Raw genomic sequence first — 20,545 nt, 5'->3', positions numbered from 1 at the left:
AGGTGGAGTAGATGGCAGTAACAAGATGTACTAAGATGGCTTATTCTTCAGCAGACGAGATGGTCTTTGGAAAAGCTACGAAACCTGTCAAAGCAGGACTCGGGCTTGAAATCGGTGCTGGCTACACAACCCCTGAAGTGAACTATGCTCCCAGGCCGGAAGCAGGTGCATCCAAGGAGAAGCTTGTAAAAGAATATGAGAGGATTACCACTGACATCATGGCAAGGATGGTCCAGATCGGAGCCCCCTCAGTAGTGCTCGAAACCGAACACGTTCAGCAGATGTCAAACCACCCTGACTGGGGAGCAGCCGTTGCGCATGCCCAGAAAACTATCATGGAAGACTACCATGACGAGTACGGTATAAAGTGCGCCCTCCGACACACAATCGGTGACATCCGTGAAAGCAGAGACTTCCTCCAGCTCAGAGGAGACAAGTACAACACCTTCATGGAAGCCTTTGAACAGTGTGCTCAGAACGGTGCAGACATGCTTTCCGTAGAATCGATGGGTGGGAAAGAAGTCTTTGACTATGCGATTCTCAGGAACGATATGGCGGGTGTACTTTTCGGTATCGGTGTGCTCGGCAGCATGGACATGGAAATGATATGGTCCGACATCGCAGACGTTGCAAAGAAGAACAACGTCGTTGCAGCCGGTGACACCGACTGTGCCCAGGCAAACACTGCAATGTTCATCGCAGGCGGCCTCCTTGACAAGAACCTAGCCCACACAATTGCAATTATTGCAAGGGCAATTTCCGCAGCAAGGTCCCTTGTTGCGTATGAAGCAGGCGCAACCGGCCCTGGAAAGGACTGCGGATACGAAAACACAATCGTCAAGTCCGTCGCAGGCGTCCCGATTGCTCAGGAAGGTAAGACCTCTACCTGTGCCCACTCTGACCTGATGGGTAACCTGACCATGCAGTGCTGTGACCTCTGGTCCAACGAGTCCGTTGAATACCACGGTGAATTCGGCGGTACCACCGTTCAGTGCTGGTCCGAGACTCTTGCATACGACTGTGCTCTGATGAATGTAGCTCTCAATTCAGGCAATGAAAAAGTTCTGAGAGACATGTTCACGGCTTCGGATATGTACAGAGATGCCCAGGGATATGTTCTTTCATATCAGAACGCTTACAGAGTAGGAGAAGCGATAGCTAAGAGCGGAAACGATATTTACGTCCGTGCCAAGAACGCAGCACTCGAGTCTATCGCAATCGTTGAAGAAGGAGCAAAAGGCAAACTTGAACTCTCCAGGTTCGAAACCAAAGCCCTTGCAGATGCAAAAGCTGCTTTTGAGGGCCTCACAGACGACAAGGACAAGTTCATGAGCGACTGCCTGGACAAATATAAGAAGGAAGTCAAAGTCTTCCTGCCGGAGAACTACGGCCTCTAAATGGGCCTGTTCTTTCTTTTTTCTTTTTTTCAGCTATTCCCAACATTCAGGCTTTTTCAAATATTCGGATTTTTTAAAGATTTCTCGAAGATATGAGATACTCCGGGAAGTTTACCGTCCCTGCCAGTACCTGCTCACCATTCCGGCTGACCATTTACCAGAAGAGTCCGAAACGAAAAGAACAGGTAAGAAGGCAGAGCCTCAAATATTTTAGGATTAAAAAACACAAAAGTTTTCACTATTTTGTCTAACTAAACTTAAAAATTAAAAAGTAGATAGTAAAATTAAAAAGTAAAAATTTAAAAAATATATTTCTACTTTTTCAGGCTCTTCAAGCGTAATACTCGTTTCTTGCTTCGACCATTGCCTTGATATTGGCAACCGAGGTCATAGGAGCAATCCCGCAACCAGGGGCGAGCACATCTACTCCGTCTGCAAGAGCCTGCTTGGATTCGGCCTTGATTTTGTCAACAGGGCCGGGGAGCAGAGTGAAGGGGCTTGAGATATTTCCTACCAGCCTTGCCCGGGTTCCGAGGACTTCCTTTGCTTTCTTTATACTGCCGATCTTTTCCTCGACACTGAGCCCTTCAAAGCCGCAGTCTGCCATATAGTTGAGGACAGGGGTCACATTCCCGCAGACGTGGAGGACGGTCACGGAGTTGACACTCCCGGAAAACTTCTGCAGCCGCGGTTCCAGTTCGGTTTTGAAAGTATCAGGGCTCATGAGGTCAGGGGACGCAACCGGGTCTGCAACAGAAATTATGTCAGCTCCCGCTTCAACCATGGCGTTTGCATAGACTACCGTGGCCTCGGCTGCGAAATCCAGAACCTGTTCGAAGAGGTCAGGTTTTTTAATGGACCATTTCATAAAGGATTTTACACTTGAGAGATCCGAGGCAAGGGTTACCGGCCCTTCCATACCCCCGATTACCGGGACATCGGGACCTACCTTTTCCCTGATGATCTTTATGGCTTCAAGCACAACAGGAATCCTGCCCGTCCCCAGCAAATTGTCAGGCATTTTCAAGCCTTCCAGATCCTTGGGATAAGGATGCGCAGTAACCGAAGGCTGCCTGTTCTTGGTACCCATGTTTACTTCACAACCCATGGCTTCAGCAAGCACGGTCAGGCAGTAAGGAACCCTTACGGCTTCAAGCCCACCCAGTTCATGGGTTGCAATTGCCAGCTTTGCCATAAGCCCGGCGTCAGAGTGAGCTTCAGGCCAGGGAGCCCCAACTTCATCCATCAGTTCCACGATCCCGGTCTGGGTCACCGAACAAACAGGCACTTTGTCAACTTTCTTTCCTTCGAGGGCGTTTAATAGCCTCTCCTTAAGTGTCATGTCACTCATCTTCGATCTTCCCCAAATATTCAATTCACAAAATTAAAAATTCTATACGAGCCGTTTTATTTCTTCAAAATGCTTAAGATTTGAGTTCCTGGAATTTATTTGAACTCTCGAATCAGACTCTTATAAAGACCGCCTCAGTGACCCCATGAGGCACAAAAAGTTTTTAGAGCTGTCCGGGCAGTAGAACATCACTACCAGAACAATGGAATCCCCAGGTCAAAATTAACCGGTAAATTGACCAGTATAATCTCTGCTTTATGCTATATCATTGTTTGGGCAAAGAAATCAGGAAATAACCCCACAGAAGCCAGATAAAAAGAAACAGCCAGGAAAGGAGCCTTAACATGTCACAAATTTCAGAAAGAATCAGGATAATTGAAAGCGATATTACAGAACTGAAAGTCGATGCAATCGTAAACGCTGCAAACAATACACTTCTTGGAGGCGGAGGAGTAGACGGAGCTATCCACAGGGCCGCAGGGCCCGGTTTGCTGGCAGAGTGCAGGACTCTGAACGGCTGCCCCACAGGAGAGGCAAAGATTACAAAAGGGTACTTTCTGCCTGCAAAATACGTTATCCACACCGTTGGCCCCGTATGGCAGGGAGGCAGCAAAGGAGAGGACGAACTTCTGGCTTCCTGTTACAGGAAAAGCCTTGAGCTTGCCAGGAAATATAACATAAAAACAATCGCTTTCCCGGCCATAAGCACAGGAGCATACGGCTTTCCTTCCGAAAGAGCAGCCAGGATTGCAGTTTATCAGGCAAAGGAGTTTCTTAAGGAAAATAAGCTGCCTGAAATCACTTTTCTTGTCTGCTATAATAAAGAGGCCTGCAAAAGCATCAAAAAAGCCCTTGAAGAGGATCTTTAAAAGAGGATTCGGATTTAGAATATCCTTTAGATATTATTTTAGATATTATTTTAGATATTATTTTGGATATTATTTTAGATATTATTTTGGATATTATTTTAGATATTATTTTGGATATTATTTTAGATATTATTTTAGATATTTTTAGGTATTTTTAGAAATATCATTTCGTAACGTAAAACTATCTCCGAAGAGATAGCTTAAATTCTCCGTAAACAATTAAAGCAATTGGAAAAGTTTTCTCCCACTCTCACTTCTGACAGATTATTTATATAGTATGTTACAAAAATAGGTTCTAAATAAAAATTATAATGACAGCAAACTTCGAATATCCAGTGACAGCCTGCCCTAACAAAAGATGCCGGGCTTAATAAAACAGATTAAATATAAAAATACTTAATGTAATGAAAATTTATCAGTAAATACGTATTAGTAACATTTATCGGTAACACAGATCAGTAGCATATATCAGTAACACTTATCAGCAAAAGCCTAACAGTAACACTCACCGCAAACACACATCAGTAACGTTTACCGCAAACGTATATCATTAACAATTTATCAGTGCAAGTCTATCGGTGTACATGCCCAAAAAAGAAAAGATACGCACTAGAAAGTAAACATTAACATAACACTCAAACGAACCTGCAGGATTATATCACGAAAAAAAGGGACCGGAGGAATTATTATCATTAACGATGAAGCCTTTCAGAGAGGCCTTGACCTGGTTAAACGCAAAAAGTACGAAAAAGCCATCAACACATTCAATAAAATTCTGGATAAAAATCCAGGCCATAAGGAAGCCCTTTTCTACAGGGGACTTGCTCTCCTCGAAACCGAAAAATCCCGGGAAGCCCTCAATTCCTTTAATGAAGTCCTGCAGCTTGAACCTGGAAACTCCGAAGCCCTCTACAGAAAAGGGACCTGTCTTGCAGTTCTCGAGAGATTTGAAGAAGCCCTGGAAACCTATGAGAGTGCCCTTGAAACTTCCCCGGATTCCCCTGAGATATGGTATATGAGGGGACTTGCTTTTGCCGAGATAGAGAGAACTGAAGCTTCAATCCTCTGTTTTGAAAAAGCCCTGGAACTCAAGCCCGAGTATACAGCCGCCTGGTGTGCAATGGGGACAGTAGCCGGAAAAGCCGACAGGTACGAAGAAGCCCTTGAAGATTTTGGGAGGGCGCTTGAAATAAACCCCGGAAATTCAGAAGCCTGGTATGCAAAGGGCCTGATTCTTGCAAAGCTAGAAAAATACGAAAACGCGCTCGAATGTTTTGATTTCCTTATCCGGGAAAACCCAAAAGATACTGATGCTCTTGAACAGAAATGCCTCATCCTTGCAAATCTCGGGAAAAAAGAAGAGGCTCTGGAAGCTCTTGAGGACTTTTTAAAGAAATTCCCTGCAAATGAAGCTACCCTCTACCATAAAGGCATCCTTTTAAGCGAACTTTCAAAATATGAGGATGCCGAAAGAACCTTTTCAAAAGTATTGAAACTCAATCCAGGACATCGGGAAGCCTGGTTCAGGAAAGGTTTCGCCCTTGTACAGCTGCTCAGGCTCAACGAAGCGATAGAAGCTTTTAACGAAGCCATCCGGCTCGACCCTGCTTATTTTGAAGCCTGGAATTACAAGTGCTTTGCCCTCATGAAACTTGAGGTATATGAAGAAGCCCTGGAAGCCTTCGATGCCATGCTTGAAACCTATCCCGATATGAAGGAGATCTGGTACAACCGGGCACTTGCTCTTCTGAAACTGCAGAACCTCCTGGAAGCTGCCCGGTCTTTTGCCCGCGTTACGGAACTTGACCCCGGCAACACGGACGCCTGGTTCCAGCAGGGTCGTCTGCTTGCGCGAGCAGGAAAATATGAAGAAGCCCTGGAAACCTTTGACCGGCTGCTTGAATCTCACCCTGATTTTACCGAAGCCCAGAAGTTCAGAGGCACCGTGCTTGCAGGGCTCGGCCGGTTTGAAGAAGCCCTTGAATCCCTTACGAAAAGCCTGGAAAAGGAACCTGAAAACTACAACATGTGGCTCCAGAAAGGACTCCTGCTCCTGGACATCGGAAAATTCGAACCCTCCCTGGAAGCTTTTGAAAACGCCACAGGTCTGAAGCCTGATGACGAAATCTGCTGGATGAACAGAGGTTTTGCCCTCTATTCCCTGGAACGTTATGAGGAAGCCCTGGAAGCTTTCAGGGAAGGCCTGCAGCTGAACCCCTATCTTGAGAAGGGCTGGAACAAGAAAGGAATAGTGCTCGGAAAGCTTGGGAAAACCGAAGAAGCCCTGGAAGCTTTTGAGGAAGCTGTGAAACTCAGGCCCGACTTCGAAGATGCCTGGAAAAATATGGGACTCCTGCTTTTTGCCTCCGAAGAATACGAAAAAGCCGAAAAAGCCTTTGCCGAAGTCCTTAAAACAAACCCTGAAGATCTCGATTCCCTTTACAACAGGGGCATATCCCTGCTCAGGCTGGGAAGAAATGAAGCTGCCCTCGAATACCTTGAAAAGGCAGTTTCCCTCATGCCCGATTATCCTGACCTTGCCTACAGCCTTGGGGTTGCCCTGATGGAACTTGGGGAGCTGGAAAAAGCCCTGGAGACTTTTGAAAAGCTTGCTGCAAAAAATCCGGAAGACCTGGAGGTCCAGTGCAGGAAAGGAAAACTTGCAATGGAGCTCGGGAAGCATGAAACTGCTCTTCAGGCTTTCGAAAAGGTACTGCTTGAAAAACCCGAATCAAGAGAAGCCTGGTACAGGAAAGGGCTTGCCCTGCTGAACCTGGAACGCTTTGAGGACGCAGTACGAGCCCTTGCCGAAGTAACTGCAAGGGATCCCGCTTATGAAGATGCCGGAACCCTCAAGGGTTTTGCCCAGATGCAGCTAGGAAACTTCATTCCTGCCCTTGAAACCTTTGAAAGTGTACTTGAGAAAAGTCCGGACTCCGGTATGACCTGGTACTACAAGGGTCTGGTCCTGCAGAACTTGAAGAGGCAGGAAGAAGCAGCCAGGGCTTTTGAATCGGCTCTCCGCCTTAACCCGGAACTTTCCGATACCTTTGAATACAGGGCAGTCTGCCTCTTTGAAATCGGACAGTACGAAACCGCTCTCGAAGCCTTTGAGGCCTTACTTGAAAACGACCCGGAAAATCTATCAACCCTGAACAGCAGGGCGATTTGCTTCCTTGAACTCGGGAGGCATAAGGAAGCAGTCGAAGCCCTCTCAAACCTGCTTGAAATTAACCCTGAAAGGGAAGAAACAAAGTTCAGGCTCGATGAAGCAAAGTTCAGGCTCGGGATCGAATATTTCGAGCTTGGACGCTATGATGGAGCTCTCCCCCTTTTTGAGGGAATAAATGAGGAAGTAAAAGCTAAAAGTGGAGAAGCAGGTGGAGAAGAAAGCGAAAATTCTCATAAAGACTCTCCTCTTTACTGGAAGGGGCTTGTATTTATCCGGCAGGAAGCTTATGAAAAGGCCCTTGAAGTCTTTTCAAAGCTCACCGGGCAGGACCCGCAGTTTGCGGAAGGCTGGTATTTTATCGGGCTATCCTGCTCAAAACTCGGAAAACATGAAGAAGCCTCAAAAGCCTTCAAAAAAGTCCTTGAAATCGACCCGGCATTCCGGGACCTTCACGACATATATTACAGGCTGGGGCTTTCCTGCTTTGAACTCGGAAACTTTGAAGAAGCCCTTAAAGCTTTTGAAGAAGCCCTTTCAACAGATCCGGAAAATTCTGAGAGAAACCTCGACGAAGCCAGGGACATTATATATAAAAAGAGCCTCTCCCTGCTCAGGCTCGGGAGATACGCGGAAGCCGAACCCGGTTTTAAGGAAGTGCTTATCCGGGACCCGGCAAATACCGAAGCCCTTGCCCACCTGAGCACTGCCTGTTTCAAGCAGGGGCATTACAAGGAAGCCCTCGAGATCTTTGAGAGGGTGCTCAGCCAGACCCCGGCAAGAAAAACTATCCTTTTCAGGAAGGGGCTTGCCTTAAAAGCCTTTGGGAAAAACCAGGAGGCTCTGGAAGCCTTTGACCTTGCCCTCAAACTGGAACCCGAATGCACATATGCCCTCGACCAGAAAGGATACACGCTTTTCGAACTCGAAAAGTACGAGGAAGCAGCTGAAGCCTTTAAAGCAGCCCTGAAATACTCCCCCAAAAAGGCAGACATGCAGTACCTGAGGGCTCTTGCCCTTTTCAGGCTCGGAAACTTCAAGGAAGCCCTGCAGGAGTTTGAAAAAGCCTTTGACCTCGGGTGCCATAAATCTGACATTCCTTATTATACGGGGCTTTCCTGCTTCGAAACCGGAGATTATGCAGGAGCCGTAAAAGCCTTTGATATAATCCTCGGAGCAGGCTCACAGGACCCGGAAATCCTGCAAAAGAGGGCTCTTGCCCTTTTCGAACTCGGGAAGGCAGAAGAAGCCGTATCCGCAGTAAATTCCCTTCTTGAATTCTCCGCAGAAAACCTGACCGGAGAAATAGTACAGGACTTGCCCGAAGAAACCGGAGGAGAAAATAGAGATACGGAAAAAGCTCCTGTAGGAGAAGCTCCGCAGGCAACAGAAACTCCGCAGACAGCAGAAGCTTCTCAGATCAGACCTGAACTCCTTGAGAAATTCGCATCCGCCCAGATAGAACTCGGGAACTATGAAGAAGCCCTGCTGCCGCTTGAGAAGCTTGTAAAAGGGGGCTTAGCTTCAAAAGAGACCTTTTACAATGCGGGGATAGCACTTATGGGACTCGGAAGGCAGGAAGAAGCCCTTGAAGTCTTTTCGGAGATCCTTGAGGTTTACCCGGACTTTAAGAAAGCGTGGTACGGAAAAGGCCTTGTGCTGTTTTCGCAGGAACAGTATGAAGAAGCCCTTGAAGCCTTCGAACAGGTTGTGATGGAAAGTCCTTACGAAGAGGTAAAAACGGATGAGTCGGAAATTGAGGAAAAAATAAGTGACCCGGAATTGGAAGATGCCTGGACAAAAATAGGGCTTGCCCAGCTTAAAACCCGGAGATATGAGGATGCCTTTGAAACCTTTGAAAAGGTCCTTGAGAAAACTCCGATGGCTGCAGATGTGTGGTACCTGAGCGGACTTGTCATGCGCGGGCTTGATCAGAATGAAGAAGCTGTGGAAGTTTTCGAGAAAGCCCTGGAACTCAACCCTGCCCTGACAGCTGCCCTTGAGCAGAAAGGGCTTGCCCTTCTTGCCCTGTGCAGGTACGAAGAAGCCCGGGATGCCTTTAGTTCGGCCCTTGCCCGGAACCCTGAAAACGCCGATACCCTTTACAGCCGGGCAGTTGCCAGTTACAAGCTCCTTGACTTCGAAGAAGCTGCAAAAGACCTTGAAAGGCTGCTCCTCTTTGCCCCGGACTTCCCGGACTACACCAAAGCCTGCTACATGCTCGGGATTGCCAGTATAGAACTCCAGGACTACGAAAGAGCCCTGCAGGCCCTTGACCTGGTCCTTGAACGCGAGCCTGCACACCGGGATGCACTCTATAACATGGCCCTCGTGCTTTTCAACCTTGAAGAGTACGAAGAAGCTGCCAGGACTTTTGAACAGCTGCTTGAAGCGTCCCCGGAAGACCCCGAAAGCCTGAATTACCTCGGGCTCTGCCTCCTTGAACTTGAAGACCTGAAAGAAGCCCTGAAAGCCTTCGAAAAAGCCGCCCTTTTCAATCCCAAAAACGAAGAAGCCCTTTACAACGCAGCCACGACCCTCATCAAGCTGAACAGGGTTCAGGAGTCCCTGGGGTACTTTGACCGCATCCTTGAGCTCTCCCCTGAGAACTATGACGCCATGAACTACAAAGGGGTCGCCTTCTGTATGCTTGAGCAGTACAGGGAAGCCCTCAGGTCTTTTGACAATGTGCTTAAAAAAGACCCGAACAACATCAAGGCGATCTATAACGTGGGGGTGGTCTGCTTCAAACAGAAACTTTATGATACCGCAGCCAGAGCCTTCAAAGAAGCCCTTACCATCAACCCCTGGCACGAGCCGTCCCTCAGATATCTCGGTCTCTCTCTTGCAAAAACCGGAGATTATGAAGATGCCCTGAAAGCCTTCGAAAAACTGCTCAGGATAAAACCGCAGGACCCCCAGTCCATGAACTACAGAGGAGTCCTCCTCGGAAAGCTGGAAAGATACGGAGAAGCAATAAAAGCCTTCGACGAAATCCTGAGCATTTACCCTGACATGGCGGATGCGAAGGAAAAACTCGAGGTATTAAAGTCCCTTGAGAAAGAAGAAGAGTCCTGTTAAGTGGTCTGCAAAGGGTTCTTTGATGGTTTTATAAAGGAAACAATAAGGAAACAATAAGGAAACAGTTCCTCAGAAAAAGCAGGGATCTTTTCCAAACACTCTTTTTTTGGGTTTTCAAACCATTTTTTAAAAATATTAACTTCTGGTGGTCCCGTATTAATCGATTGATATTATTCAGATATCCGAAGCTGGGATCTTGTGTTTTTTGATACTACTCCTTGCAGGGCTAAACTTTTTGTCCTCAACACAAAAGGAACAAAAGAATTCATATCTTGACCTGGGGAACCTCATTAAAATTCATAGATAAGTATAAACGCCTCCGCCAGTTTGTCTGGTGGCCCTTCACAAAAGGAAAAAAGCAGAATAATTGAAAGAGAAATAAAGAACGAAAATTATACCAGTTTGATCTACTCGGTTCTCGTTTCTGTTTACGAGCTCACGCAGCAGCACTTTTTTGCTTTTTTCTTCATTTTTACGGGAAAGACCGCTCTCCTGCGTCGAGCGGGACAAGAACGGTTCAGGATAGCGAGTGATGTTGTACTGGTCAGATAGCTCTGTAACTTAGTCCGCTTGGAGACAGAGAAAAGCAGCGTTACTTATCCATAAAAAAGTAAAAACTAAGAAAGTAAAAACTAAAAAAAAGAGTAACGGGCTATATTCTACAGCCCGGATACCATTGTTTCAGATAAAATCAAAAGTCCTCTTAAATCAACAGTCTTCTGATTTTACTTTTTACTCGATGTAAATCGCAGGCCTGAGAGGTTCTGCAAACCTGGCCTTCTTCTGGGGGTCATACTCCGGAGAGTCGGCGCTGTAGATCTCGACCGGACAGCCGATTTCTTTTTCCAGGAAGGAAGCGGACTCTTTCAGGAGGGCCTGTTCATCAAGGCCGAGGTAGGCAAAGGTTTCGTAGCGTTCGGCACCCCCGCTCTTGAACTCGGGCACTATCTTCTGCACGAACTTCGGGATCTCCTTGCCAAAGCGCTTGAGCCCGGGGTTTGCCATCAGGGTTTTGATCAGAGTACCCACTTCAAGGGGGGCTTCGATCTGCAGTTCGCAGGCACACCTTATGGCTTCGGCTTTCCAGGCGGGGGCTGTGTAGAGGTAGACTTTTTGAGGAGTCATCTTTGTAACCCTAATGATCTCTTCGATATCGTTAAGGGTGCTCTTTACAGCTTCTTCTGCAAGTTCGGCTCCTTCATCTATCAGGTCTTCGTTGTCGAGCGGGTACTGGGCAAGGGAGATCGGGTCTTCGTGCCCCATGGCTTCCCAGATTTCCTCACAGAGGTGAGGAGTGAAAGGAGCCATAAGCCTGACCCAGTTGTCCAGCACATAATAGAGAAGGGCTTCCCCGCCTCTCCGCTGGTACCATCTGACATCGTTTATGAGCAGGAAGAAGGAGTTCTGGATGGCTTCCCTTGTCTGGATGGAGTCAAGGGCAACGTTTGTCTCCCTTATGTATTTCTGCATCCTTGAGAGCATCCAGCGGTCGATCAGCTTTAGCTCCGTGCTGAGGTCTGCCCGTTTTCCACTCTCGATTACATCCTTTGCAAAGGAGTAGAACCTGTCCACCTGCCTGCGGGCAGAATCGATTCCGGTCTTCTGCCAATCGGCGTCCTGGGTCTGTTCGGCTGTTGAGAGGATATACATCCTTGTTATGTCTGCGCCATAAGAACTGACTGCGCTTTCCAGGGTCAGGATGGGGCCCTTGGACTTGCTCATCTTCTGCCCTTCGAGGGAGACAAAACCGTTTACTGCAAGGGCTCTCGGCCATTTTTCCTCCTCAAAGAGGGCTACATGGTGGAAGAGGAAGAAGAGCAGGTGGTTCGGGACAAGGTCCTTTCCGGAAGAGCGCAGGTCAACCGGGTACCAGTAATTGAATTGGCTGCGGATTTCTTCCACAAGTTCCTGTTTGAGGCCGGTTTCCGCAGAAACTGCTGCAGAATCATCTTTTCCGAGCAGGACGTAGTCAAAGAAGGAAAGGGTAAGCTGTTCAAGGGCAAGGTCGCCTCTTTCGATGAACCTGGCAATTATATAATAGCTCATGTAGATTGTCGAATCCCCGAGAGACTCGATCAGCCATTCCTTGTCAAAGGGCAGGCGGGTCCCGAGGCCTTTCCTGCGGGCACATGCCTTATCCTTGAGCCAGTCTACCTTGTTTTCGAACTCGACCCTGTATTCTTCGGGAATGATCCGCATCTGGCTGAGGCATTTGTAGACCTTTGCTTTCCATTCGGGGTCCGAATAGTTAAGGAACCACTGGCCTTTAACCATGTTCACAACACAGGGAGTCCCGCAGCGGCAGACTACAGGCTCACTGAACTCGTAGAAGATTTCGCCTGCGTTTGAGGCTATAAGGTCCCTGGTAAGGACGTCCTTGATCTTTGAGACCGGGTATCCCTTGTATTTCCCGGTAATCTCCTTAAGGACTCCTCCGTGGAACTCTCTCCGGTATACGATTTTTGTAGCTTCCTCGGCTTTCGGGTCTTTCTGGTTTGCAATCCCCATGCTTTCCACGATCTCTTTTGCCGGGAACTCCCCGAATTCGGGCACCTGGATAAGGGAAATCAGCTTTATGTCCCTGAGGTCTCCGGTAATCTCGTACTCGCTCAGGTCCGCATCGTAGAGGTCGCGGAGGGCAAGGTAGTCAAAAGGCGCGTGGGCGGGGACACTCATCACTATTCCGCTCCCGTTTTCAGGCTTAACGAAAGAAGCCGGAAGCGAGATTACTTCATCTCCGGTTACCGGGTTTGTGAGTTTTATCCCTATGACGGACTTTGCGGGCATTTCCTCAACGTATTCCACGTTCCTGTCCGTAAAGGTGAGTTTTCTGAAAGCTTCCTTGCTGACAACCCAGAACTCCACGTTTCCGTCCTTCTCAACCCTTGCCTTTACATAATCGACTTTCGGGTTGACCCAGAGGTTTGTCACTCCGAAGGTTGTCTCCGGCCTGAGGGTGGCACAGGGCAGAACCAGGTCTTTGTACCTGAACTTGATAAGGGTGTACTCCACGATTGTGGCTTCTTCCCCATGCAGGATATCGTGGTCTTCTACGGGGTTGTTGTCGTTCGGGCACCATTTAACAGGGTGGGAGCCTTTCACGATCAGGCCCTTTTCTTCAAGCCGAATATACTGCCATTCGATAAACTTCTTGTAGGTCGGGTCGGTTGTCGTGAACTTACGCCTCCAGTCAATGGAGTACCCGATCATGCGCATGGCTTTCTCGGCTTCGCGCTTGAAATAGTCAACGATTTTTTCAGGGGTATCGAGGGCAGGCAGGATATCTCCCGGAATCCCGTGGAGGCGTTCATAGACGTCCATGGTCTGCGGGTCCCGGTTTGCGATCAGTTCGGCAAGCCCGACAATAGGCGTCCCGGTTACGTGGAAACCCATAGGGTAAAGCACGTTGTACCCTAGCATCCTTTTGTGCCTTGCCACCACGTCGCCGATGGTGAAGGTCCGGGTATGCCCTGCATGCAGGTTCCCGTTAAGGTAGGGGTAGGGGATTGTTATGAAGAACTTTTCCCGCTTATCCGGCTCAGCCTGGAAAATCCGGCTTTCATTCCATTTTTTCTGCCATTTCTCTTCGATCTCGTGAGGCTTATAGTCCTGCTCCATTCGTGTTCACGCCCACCGATAATTATTATGGTATAAAAGAATCTGAATACGACCGTAAAATATGAATAATAACAGTAAACGGTTCGGGGGAGCTAAGAAGCTGTCCCCGGAAACCTCAAAGGATTGAATCGCACCTGATCCCGGTATGTCAATCTTTCAACTGTTTACGGTTCCGGCACGTAAATATTTATCTTTGTATTTGGCCGATCGGGTTTTGGAACCGACCCGGTTCTTTAATTCAATCCCTGATTCAATATTTTATCTAATGTGTTTCTCCGGATTTTATTTTGCCTTTCCGAAGATTGCTTCCCGGATAGCATCGATGCTTGCATCAACAACTGTCGGCTCCTCGCAGACATCAATTACGGTCTGCGGGTCTTTAAGGAGGTGACCTGTCGTGATACAGACAACGGTTTCGTCCCTGCCTATAACACCCATATCGACAAGTTTCCTGAGCCCTGCAACCGAGGCTGCACTTGCGGGTTCTACCCCTATGCCTTCAAGCCTTGCAAGGTCTTTCTGGGCTGCAAGGATTTCCTCGTCGGTCACGGACTCTGCAGTGCCGCCGGACTCCCTTATGGCACTGAGGGCTTTTGTTGCGTTTACAGGGTTTCCGATTCTGATTGCCGTTGCAACGGTTTCGGGGTTCCCTTCGGGGGTAATTGCCGGAGCCCCGCTCTTTATGGCTTTTACTATTGGGCAGGAACCTTCGGCCTGGATCCCGGTCATTTTCGGAAGAGAGTCCGTTATCCCGAGGATTTTGAACTCCCTGAAGCCCTTGTAGATAGCAGTGATATTTCCTGCGTTTCCTACGGGCAGGACAATTCTGTCAGGCACCTTGAAGCCGAGCTGGTCTGCAATCTCAAAGCCGATAGTTTTCTGGCCTTCAAGCCTGTAAGGGTTGATTGAGTTTAAGAGATAGATCTTTTCCTGAGAGCAGAGCGTGCGTACAAGAGCAAGCGCGTCATCAAAGTTTCCGCGGATGCTGAGGACCTTTGCCCCGTGCATCAGGGCCTGGGCAACCTTTCCGAGGGCTACCTTTCCTGCCGGGAGCAGCACGACAACAGGGATTCCTGCTTTTGCCCCATAGATTGCGAGGGCTGCGGAAGTGTTCCCGGTTGAGGCGCAGGCAACGGTATTCATGCCTAGTTCAAGGGCTTTCGTAACCCCGACAGTCATACCCCTGTCCTTGAATGAGCCCGTCGGGTTCATGCCTTCGTGCTTTACGTAGAGCTCTTTTATCCCTATTTTTTCGGCAAGCCGGTCGCATTTATAAAGAGGGGTCCCGCCTTCCCGGATCGTCACAGGCTCCCTTTCCACAGGCAGAAGTTTTGCGTACTTCCAGACCGAGGGACATTCGGTCTTTAATTTATCCATATCAAGTTTAATTGAAGAATAGTCATAGATAACATCAAGCAGCCCGTCACATTTGCTGCAGGTATAGATCACTTCATCCTTGGAATATTCTGCACCGCATTCGATACATTTCAGGTGATACATTAAATTGCTCCTGTTTCTTATGATTTTGAATTATCCGGATACCGGGTTTTGAGCAGTACCCAATTTCATGTTAGAATTTATTACACGATTATTACAAGGTTTCACGTTTACACGATTTCATGTTGTTGCATAATTTCACGGTAGCATTTGTTAACAGTACCGGTTACATGATTCCATGTCATTGCACAATTTCATATCAGTTTATTATGTCACTTCATTAATACAACCCGGAGTTCAGGTCAGCATAATCTGGATTTCGGATTAGTATAATATTGGAGTTTAATAATATTTTGTATCCTTAACACTTTACTTGCTTTTAAATCATACTATTTTTTAGAGTTGTACGGTATTCAGGCTTTATAATAGCTCCGTAGAAGCAGGCATACCATATGCGTCTAACAGCAGTTTATTCATCTTCAAGAAGCGTGGGGGGAGATTGGAGAAGATTGAAGAAGAGTAGAGAAGATTAGAGAAGGGTAAAAAAGATTGAAGAAGACTCGAAAATTTTTGAATTTTTTTCAGGTACCAGACCCGGAAGGGCGAGAAAGGGTTGGTGTTAAAGGCACAGAGGATCAGGAAGATTTCGGATCAGGCAGTTTAAACCTGTTTTAATCCAGCTCGTATTCCGTAACCTCCTTACTGAGGAAATAGCCAAGGACCGTCCTTATCAATACGACCATTCCCAGCAGGAGCAGTTCTTCCTGAGAGGGGTTTCGTACGGTTTCCAGAACGTCGGCTGCAATGAAAAACTCAAGCCCGAAGACAATTTTGTTTGTTAGCTCTTTTCTCACCTGCTGGTAGCTGTACGGTTTCTTCAAAACTTCAATCAGGAAAACCCCCAACATTGCCCTGAGCCCGCCGTATATTATAAGAAAAGATCCCATAATGTTGAACAGAGCAAAGAATACGTCCAGTAACAGCCCTTCGTAATATAAAAATGTCATTCCACCATCCCCCTCAATCCCCCTCAAAAGCCAGATCTCGAAATCCGGGAAAAGGTTCCCGAATAACAATCATGACATTTCATTTCTCCGAGATAAATATTCTTCTTGCAAAAGTCAGAAAGTGAGACAGGCTTCCAGGCAAGCTGACGGAGACCGCTATATTTCCCTTTAATCGAAAAGCATTCTCAGGGTTTAAGAAAAAAATATTCTCCCAGGAGAGGGGGATTTCTTTAATAATTTCTTTTAATATGTATTATTTCTTAATCGCGGCACCAGGTAGTTTTCAAGCTGTTATTTGCCGATTGACGGGTCAGCCAGGGCCGGGGACGGCACGGAGAAAGAACTCTGATATTTGCTTCCGGATTTCGGAACAGGTCTTTCAGGACTTATTAACAAAACTTGAATCGGAATGAGGGATTAACGTACTAAAAAACCTGCTGTCGGGAGTGGGTTTTGACGAAAATTCATACAGTGGAAGGTGATTTACAGCTATTCATGATAATTTCAATCCATGTGTCTTCGGTAAAGTGAGGAATCGTGATAAATTGCCTCCATTCTCACAACAATTGCCAATAATTTTAATGTGTTGCGGACTGGAACGGGGTATCGATTTCAGGTAATAAGGCCAAAATTTAAGGCAGCTTTTTGGTGCAAAATCGATAGCTTTCAGGCAAGAAAATTCCTTAACCGATGACCGATGAATTTCAATCAAACTTATACTCCTCAATTTCCTTATTTAAGAAGTAGCCGAGTACGGTCCTGATAAGCACTATTACACCCAGAATAGATAGGTCCTGCATCGAAGGGTCCCTCATGGTTCCGAAAACAGCAACGACGATATAAAATTCGAGCCCGAAGAGTATTTTGTTTGTAAGTTCCTTTCTGATATCTCCCAGGTTGTAAGACCTTTTTGATATTTCCTGAAGAATGATTTGAGCTACTGCTCTCAGCCCTCCGTAAATTATAATAATCGTACCGATAGCTTCGAAGACCCATTCAAAGATTTGTAAAAATGTATTAAACAGTCCCTGGACCAATTTTATCCCTCAAGCCCCTCAAGATTCGGTTAAGACAGATTCTTCTGTTTCCTTACTCAGGAAGTAACCAAGAATAGTCCTGATAATCACGATGGCTCCGACTACCAGCAGTTCTTCAAGGAAAGGCTTTCTCAAAGTTTCGATCAAATCAGCAATTATCAGCAGTTCAAGCCCGAAAAGAATTTTGTCCGTGAATTCTTTTCTTATGCTCCTGTAGTCTTCGGGCTGCTTGTGAACCTCCATAAAAAAGATTTTAGTTGCAGCTTTTAGTCCCCCATAAGTAATCAGAACCGCACTCACAGATTCAAAAAATATTGCAAATGCCTTCAGAACCACACCGGTAAGTTCAAACACCATTCTCCCTCTTCCCGAGATAGCCGAATCAGAAAACGTACTGATCTTGAAAATGAAACTTTATAGAGTAAAGAAGCGAGTTTTGAATTTCCCTGTACTTTGCCCCGAATACTCAAATATATTTATCTATCTTAATATAATAGATTTCCCTGCCCTGTCCGCAAAAGACAGACCTGCCGGACCTATAAAAAAGAACGAACTCACTAAATGTGGAGAGATCTGAAAAACAGGCAGGAAATTCGAGTAAAATGTTTTGCTCCGGGAAAATACCGGAGCAAAGAAAACGGCTTTAGGTAAAGCTTACTTGTTCCAAATAATTCAGGATTGCAGAGCCGGAATTTCACCGTGCTCTATCCCGTAGGCTTTGACAGCTTTCGGAGCTCCGAGAAGGAGTTTTCTGATCCTGTTATAGACACTCGGGAAATTCTGCGGGTCCAGTTCTCCGAGGAGGTCTGCCAGGATCTTGACCAGGGGGATATGATACTTTGATTCCATCAGGTCTATGTTTGCAAAGGCATTGAGCATATTGACTGTGCTGTACTCGTTTACGGGGGTCAGTTTTCTCAGGATTTCCTCAAAGAGGGCCCTGCCTTCTTCGGTCTGGAGGGATTTCTTGCGGTTCCTTGCAAAGCTGCCGTAAAGGGCACGCTGGTCGTTTGTCTGCTCGATCCTGAAGGCAGGTGACCTTTCCATTTCCCTGACAAGTTCGACTGCATCAATGCTGCTGTTGTTTCCTATTACTCCGAGGAAGGCTTCCCAGGCAACAAGGTTCTTTTTGGATTCGGCTTCAAAGGCCCTCAGGACTTCTATCTTGTCCGGGGCCGAACTGTTCAGGTATGCGGCAAAGGCGCTCAGCCGGTCCGTTGCACAGGTTGCAGTCTCAAACTGCTGCTTTATAAGGGCATGGATGTCCGGGGTGTCGAGGGTTGCAAGGATGTTCAGGCAGAAGTTTTTGGCCTGCCTGACTTTGATTACCCTTGCAGCCTCTTCGAGGGTCGAGTCCCTTGAAACCGAGGAGTTTTCAAAGAAACGGTAGGCAGAAATTATAGAACTTCTGTATTTCCAGGCAACCGCTTTCAGCAGTTTCTGTTTTACGTCGTAAAGGGCCTGGTAGCTGTGGGCAAATTCTTCGTCTTCTACGGACTCAAAGATGGTCAGGAACTGACCTCCTGCCCTTTCGAGGAGCTGCCGGTCGTTCAGGAGCCTGTAATAGAGATCGACAAAGTCTTCGGAAGGCTTTGCGTCAGGATTTTTAAGCAGCCTGAACTTTTCCCGGTCCACGAGGGTATAGAAAGCCGTAAACCTGCCTATGATATCGCTATCTTTCCGGACCTGCAGCAGGAGCTCTTCCTGGCTTGCTTTGTAGACGAGTTTTCCGTAGAAAGAATAGCCCCTGTTCAGGGAGAGGAAAGCCGGAAGGTCCACGTTTTCAATCGTGATTGTCGAAGTTTCCTCGCTTATCCTTTCCATGACTTCGGCAAGGTCATTCCCGTTTTCGTCAACAAGGGCTGCCTTGAGTGGGAACTCCCAGGGCTTTCCGCCCTCAGGCACCTTCTGCTTGATCAGGAAAGTGAACTTCTTTTCAGCCCTGTCGTATTCGGCAGAGACTTCGACTACCGGGAACCTGATCTGCTTCAGCCAGGTCCCGGACATCTCTTTTAAGGGCTGTCCGCTTTCTTCTTCCACGGCTTCGATCCAGTCCTCTGTGGTCGCATTCGAATGGCTGAACTTTTTGAAGTAGCGGTCCAGGCCCCGGACAAAAGTGTCCCTGCCTATAAGGGTCTCGACCATACGCACGTATTCGGGAGCTTTTACGTAAGTTACGGCAGTGATCAGGTCGTTGGGGTCATTGAAGCCGTCAGGAATTATGGGCATGGAGGCAGCTCCCGAGTCCAGGGCAAAAGTCCCCGACGCCGGGGCAAGCAAATCAAGCACCCTGCCGAGCCTCTGGTAGTCTTCACCGAAAAGGAAGGCGTGGTACTGCTCTTCCACATGCACGGTCACGGCTTCGTTCAGCCAGATCTCAAACGGGCTCTTTCCCGTGACCTCGGACCCGTTCTGGTTGTGGTGATATTCGTGCACCTTGACCCGGATCATGTACTCAAAAGCAGGATCGGTTATCTGCGGGAAAGGCATTATGCGGTTTGTGGTAATCGTGGTGTTCCCGACATTTTCCATGCCCCCGAAGTCCGAGTTCTGCATCCCGATTTCCCTGTAGACGGTCCCGGTGTATTTGTACCCAGACGTGATGCCTGCAGCAAGCCCGGCAAGCTTTTCCCTGAGCTCCTGAAGCTCTTCCAGCCTGACCTCCTTCCCCTCAAGTTTCATGTCCTCTCGCTTGCGGACAAGCTCCCAGAGCTCTTTCCTGACAGGCAGTTTTGTTTCATCAAACTGCTCGGGCCCTGTAAAGAGATAGACCCACATGACCGCGTCGTGCAGGATGTCAAGCGCTTCTTCGGCAGCCTCTTCACTTGAGCCCGGCGGCACCAGGAGTTCGAGCATGAAGGTATCCCCGTCCGGGTACTCGAATTCCCGCTTAAAAGTAGCATAAGTCCCCACGCCCAGGAAAAAGAGATACGTAGCCATCGGAGTTATCGAGTTGTCGTAGACGATTTTGTCCCTGCCCGGCTTTACGGTCTGCCGCTCGACTGCGACGTCCCCGTTTGTTATCAGGTTCGTATACCGCGAATCCGCAATGATGGTCGTCCTGTAAGTACACTTTGCACACATGTCATCAATACACGGCACGATTCTCTGGAACCCCCACTGCTGGCACTGCGTGATCTGCTGAGGAGGAGCCCCTGCCGGCGTCTCGTCATAGTACAGCCCCTCAAGGATGTTCTTTGTAGGCCTGCAGACCGTATCCGTGATAACCGCAATCTCGGTCTGCGGAGGAATCGTATCCATGAAGTCGATTTCGAGAATTGCATCGTCTTTCCTGTACCTGTAAGAGACCTCGGACTGAAAACAGCTCACAGCCCGGACCTCAAGGTCCCTGCAGTTCAACTCCAGTTTCTCAATGGGCTCGTCCTTCGTCCTGACCCTGAGCACGGACTTCACGTTAGTCCTGTCGTCATAGACGTCAAACACCAGGTCCATATGTAAAACATCAACAGTAAGCTCCCCGAAGTCTTCGGGATAATATTTGTACAGCCTATTATTCATAAAAATGTCACCGAGTAAAAGTTATGAGAGTAATATTGTGAGATAGAAAAGGGTGAGGAG

At 47.6% G+C, this 20,545-nt stretch carries 10 protein-coding genes; 3 read left to right on the top strand and 7 right to left on the bottom strand.

The features are described 5' to 3' along the window. Positions 1 to 11 precede the first annotated feature (11 nt). Positions 12 to 1,397 (top strand): methanol--corrinoid protein co-methyltransferase MtaB, encoded by a 1,386-nt coding sequence (mtaB, locus tag ACSAZL_RS05135; RefSeq protein WP_440947655.1) that lies wholly within the window; start codon positions 12 to 14, stop codon positions 1,395 to 1,397. A 331-nt stretch (positions 1,398 to 1,728) separates the two neighbouring features. Here mtaB and mtaA read toward each other — a convergent pair whose 3' ends face one another. Next, positions 1,729 to 2,748 carry a methylcobamide:CoM methyltransferase MtaA gene (gene mtaA, locus ACSAZL_RS05130; RefSeq protein WP_440947654.1) on the bottom strand — a complete coding sequence of 340 codons (1,020 nt, stop codon included), beginning with the start codon at positions 2,746 to 2,748 and terminating at the stop codon, positions 1,729 to 1,731. Between the two features lie 344 nt (positions 2,749 to 3,092). Here mtaA and ACSAZL_RS05125 point away from each other — a divergent pair, with 344 nt between their 5' ends. Both ACSAZL_RS05125 and ACSAZL_RS05120 read left to right on the top strand, forming a co-directional pair. Further along, positions 3,093 to 3,617, top strand: coding sequence for an O-acetyl-ADP-ribose deacetylase (locus tag ACSAZL_RS05125; protein WP_440947653.1), 525 nt, complete (start codon positions 3,093 to 3,095; stop codon positions 3,615 to 3,617). Positions 3,618 to 4,239: 622 nt separating this feature from the next. After that, entirely contained in the window at positions 4,240 to 9,867 is a 5,628-nt protein-coding gene (locus tag ACSAZL_RS05120) for a tetratricopeptide repeat protein (protein ID WP_440948786.1), read from the top strand. A 732-nt stretch (positions 9,868 to 10,599) separates the two neighbouring features. Here the strand turns inward: ACSAZL_RS05120 and leuS are convergent. The 6 genes from leuS to ACSAZL_RS05090 all read right to left on the bottom strand — a co-directional run bounded on the left by leuS (position 10,600) and on the right by ACSAZL_RS05090 (position 20,485). Further along, positions 10,600 to 13,485: a leucine--tRNA ligase gene (leuS, locus tag ACSAZL_RS05115; RefSeq protein WP_440947652.1), complete on the bottom strand. Its 2,886-nt coding sequence runs from the start codon at positions 13,483 to 13,485 to the stop codon at positions 10,600 to 10,602. Between the two features lie 282 nt (positions 13,486 to 13,767). Continuing rightward, entirely contained in the window at positions 13,768 to 14,985 is a 1,218-nt protein-coding gene (thrC, locus tag ACSAZL_RS05110) for a threonine synthase (protein ID WP_440947651.1), read from the bottom strand. 608 nt (positions 14,986 to 15,593) lie between these two features. Beyond that, on the bottom strand, positions 15,594 to 15,929 hold the full coding sequence (locus ACSAZL_RS05105) for a DUF1622 domain-containing protein (protein WP_440947650.1): 336 nt from the start codon (positions 15,927 to 15,929) through the stop codon (positions 15,594 to 15,596). 704 nt (positions 15,930 to 16,633) lie between these two features. After that, positions 16,634 to 16,966 carry a DUF1622 domain-containing protein gene (locus ACSAZL_RS05100; protein WP_440947649.1) on the bottom strand — a complete coding sequence of 111 codons (333 nt, stop codon included), beginning with the start codon at positions 16,964 to 16,966 and terminating at the stop codon, positions 16,634 to 16,636. Positions 16,967 to 16,984: 18 nt separating this feature from the next. Then, entirely contained in the window at positions 16,985 to 17,323 is a 339-nt protein-coding gene (locus ACSAZL_RS05095) for a DUF1622 domain-containing protein (RefSeq protein WP_440947648.1), read from the bottom strand. A gap of 315 nt (positions 17,324 to 17,638) precedes the next feature. Continuing rightward, positions 17,639 to 20,485, bottom strand: a complete 2,847-nt coding sequence (locus ACSAZL_RS05090; RefSeq protein WP_440947647.1) for a DUF3458 domain-containing protein — start codon at positions 20,483 to 20,485, stop codon at positions 17,639 to 17,641. Positions 20,486 to 20,545 lie beyond the last annotated feature (60 nt).

Source organism: Methanosarcina mangrovi (assembly GCF_052057765.1).
Taxonomy (GTDB): Archaea; Halobacteriota; Methanosarcinia; order Methanosarcinales; family Methanosarcinaceae; genus Methanosarcina.
The sequence above is the reverse complement of the archived record's forward strand: the minus strand, read 5'-3'. Positions and strand labels throughout refer to the sequence as shown.